General features: G+C 53.5%; 3 protein-coding genes and 1 tRNA gene. 2 read left to right on the top strand and 2 right to left on the bottom strand.

Annotated elements, in window-relative coordinates; translation table 11 throughout:
• Window positions 1-26 precede the first annotated feature (26 nt).
• Window positions 27-368 carry a TA system toxin CbtA family protein gene (locus RDN66_RS05860; RefSeq protein WP_016243829.1) on the top strand — a complete coding sequence of 114 codons (342 nt, stop codon included), beginning with the start codon at window positions 27-29 and terminating at the stop codon, window positions 366-368.
• Window positions 369-529: 161 nt separating this feature from the next.
• Here RDN66_RS05860 and RDN66_RS05865 read toward each other — a convergent pair.
• Window positions 530-605: transfer RNA gene (locus RDN66_RS05865), tRNA-Ile, on the bottom strand.
• 126 nt (window positions 606-731) lie between these two features.
• Between RDN66_RS05865 and mug the strand changes: the two genes are divergently transcribed.
• A complete protein-coding gene (gene mug / locus RDN66_RS05870) occupies window positions 732-1238 on the top strand; it encodes a G/U mismatch-specific DNA glycosylase (RefSeq protein WP_123652347.1) in 507 nt (168 codons plus the stop codon).
• Window positions 1239-1331: 93 nt separating this feature from the next.
• On the opposite strand, the gene rpoD is transcribed toward mug, so the two are convergent.
• Window positions 1332-3119 (bottom strand): RNA polymerase sigma factor RpoD (gene rpoD, locus RDN66_RS05875; protein ID WP_308537665.1); only part of this gene is annotated, 1788 nt, incomplete at its 5' end.

A 3119-nucleotide genomic window follows, 5' to 3' on the forward strand; every position in this document is an offset into this window, starting at 1 on the left:
CGCTAATAACTTTCACGAGAGCAAACATGAAAACTTTACCTGCAACAACTCAGCGGGCGGTGAAGCCCTGCCTGTCACCCGTGGCTGTCTGGCAAATGCTACTGACACGCCTGCTGGAACAGCACTATGGTCTCACCCTCAACGACACACCGTTCAGTGAGGAACGTGTTATACAGGAACATATCGATGCCGGGATCTCGCTGGCTGATGCCGTGAATTTTCTGGTGGAAAAATACGAACTGGTGCGTATCGACAGGAAGGGATTTAACTGGCAGGAACAATCCCCTTATCTCCGGGCTGTAGACATTCTGCGAGCGCGGCAGGCAACTGGCTTGTTGCGGCAAAGCCGTAAAAATTCGGTACGGTGAATATTACAGGCAGTGCTACTGGCTTTCATCACTATCCGGGGATGCTGGCAGCGAGATGAAGAGGGCAGGGTAGCAATTCCTTACCTGACCCATTACCTGACCCAAATCGCATCCAAAGAAAAAGGAGTCAGACGATTTCTAATCTAACTCCTTGTTTTGTTTGGTGGCCCCTGCTGGACTTGAACCAGCGACCAAGCGATTATGAGTCGCCTGCTCTAACCACTGAGCTAAGGGGCCGGGTAGCGGACGATTATAAAGTAACAGCGAGCGCCAATCCAGCGTTAAGCGTGCACATGCTGTTTTTATAAACAACGCATTTTCAATTCGTTATACTGATCCCACGATGTATTGGTCGAGAATATTATGGTTAAGGACATTATTGATTCGGGGCTGCGGGTGCTGTTCTGCGGCATTAACCCGGGGCTGTCATCTTCTTCTCTGGGCTATCCCTTTGCCCATCCGGCAAACCGCTTCTGGAAGGTGCTGCACCTTGCGGGGTTTACCGAGCGTCAGTTGAAGCCGGAAGAGGCGGAGCAGATGCTGATGTTTCATTGTGGCGTCACTAAGCTGGTTGAGCGCCCGACGGTGCAGGCGAGTGAGGTCAGTCTGCAGGAACTGCGCAGCGGCGGGCAGGAGCTGATTGAGAAGGTTGAGCGTTACAAGCCAGCTGCGCTGGCGGTGCTCGGTAAGCAGGCCTTTGAGCGCGGCTTAGGGCAGCGCGGGGCGACGTGGGGTAAGCAGACCTACATGATTGGTGATACCGAGGTGTGGGTGTTGCCGAACCCGAGCGGGCTGAGCCGGATTACGCTGGATAAGCTGGTAGAGGCGTATCAGGAACTGGATGTGGCGTTGAAAACGCGCGGCCTGTAGCCCGGCCAAGCGTAGCGCCGCCGGGAAATGCACCGAATTACAGGCAAAAAAAAGCTCCCATCAGGGAGCTTTTTTACGTTCTTACCGGGGCGATTAATCGTCCAGGAAGCTACGCAGCACTTCAGAGCGGCTTGGGTGACGCAGTTTACGCAGCGCCTTCGCTTCGATCTGACGGATACGTTCGCGGGTAACGTCAAACTGTTTACCCACTTCTTCCAGCGTATGGTCGGTGTTCATATCGATACCGAAACGCATACGCAGGACTTTCGCTTCACGGGCGGTCAGGCCAGCCAGAACGTCGTGGGTGGCAGCACGCAGGCTCTCGGTGGTTGCAGAGTCCAGCGGCAGCTCAAGGGTGGTATCCTCGATGAAATCACCCAGATGCGAATCTTCATCGTCGCCGATTGGCGTTTCCATGGAGATTGGCTCTTTGGCGATTTTCAGCACCTTACGAATCTTATCTTCTGGCATCAGCATGCGCTCGGCCAGCTCTTCTGGCGTCGGTTCACGACCCATCTCTTGCAGCATCTGGCGGGAGATACGGTTGAGCTTGTTGATGGTCTCAATCATATGCACCGGAATACGGATGGTGCGCGCCTGGTCTGCGATAGAACGGGTGATCGCCTGACGGATCCACCAGGTTGCGTAGGTGGAGAACTTGTAGCCGCGGCGGTATTCAAACTTATCTACCGCTTTCATCAGGCCGATGTTACCTTCCTGAATCAGGTCAAGGAACTGCAGACCACGGTTGGTATATTTCTTCGCGATAGAAATAACCAGACGTAAGTTTGCTTCAACCATCTCTTTCTTCGCGCGGCGGGCTTTCGCTTCACCGATGGACATACGACGGTTGATATCTTTAACCTGCTCGATGGTCAGGCCGGTCTCTTCTTCAATCTGCTGCAGTTTCTGCAGGCTGCGCATAACGTCTTCTTTTACGTCGTGCAGCTTTTCAGACCACGGTTTGTTCATCGCGATAGCCGCGTTGAACCAGGTTTCGCTGGTTTCATTGCCGGTGAACAGAGTGATGAAGTTTTTCTTCGGCATTTTGCACTGTTCAACGCACATCTTCATGATGATACGTTCCTGGGTACGCACGCGGTCCATCATGGTACGCATGCTGTTTACCAGGTAGTCGAACTGCTTCGGTACCAGACGGAACTGCTTGAACACTTCAGACAGTTTCAGGATCTCTTCCTGAGCGCTGGCATGGCTACGGCCTTTTGCTTTGATCGTGTCGCGAGTGATTTCGTACTGAGTACGCAGCTCGCCAAATTTCTCACGCGCCAGCTCTGGGTCGATGCTGTTGTCATCGTCGCTGCTATCGTCGCTGTCGTCGTCTTCGTCTTCATCGTCGTCATCCATCTCTTCCTGAGACAGTTCGGAACCGACGTGAGTGGCGGTAGGCGCCATATCTTCTTCAGCGTTCGGGTCAACGAAACCGGTGATCAGGTCAGACAGACGCGCTTCTTCAGCTTCAACGCGATCGTACTGTTCCAGCAGGTAGGTAATGGCTTCTGGGTATTCGGCAACGGAGCACTGAACCTGGTTGATCCCGTCTTCGATGCGTTTAGCGATGTCGATTTCGCCTTCGCGGGTCAGCAGTTCTACCGTACCCATTTCGCGCATGTACATACGCACCGGGTCGGTTGTACGCCCGATTTCGGATTCCACGCTGGACAGAACCTGTGCAGCCGCTTCTTCCGCGTCTTCATCAGTGTTGTTGGAGGTTTCAGCCAGCAACAGATCATCGGCATCCGGCGCTTCTTCCATCACCTGAATGCCCATGTCGTTGATCATTTGGATGATGTCTTCGATCTGATCTGAATCGACGATATCTTCCGGCAGATGGTCATTGACCTCGGCATAGGTCAGATAGCC

The sequence above is a fragment of the uncultured Kluyvera sp. genome (assembly GCF_902485085.1).
In the GTDB taxonomy this organism is placed as follows: Bacteria; Pseudomonadota; Gammaproteobacteria; order Enterobacterales; family Enterobacteriaceae; genus Kluyvera; species Kluyvera ascorbata.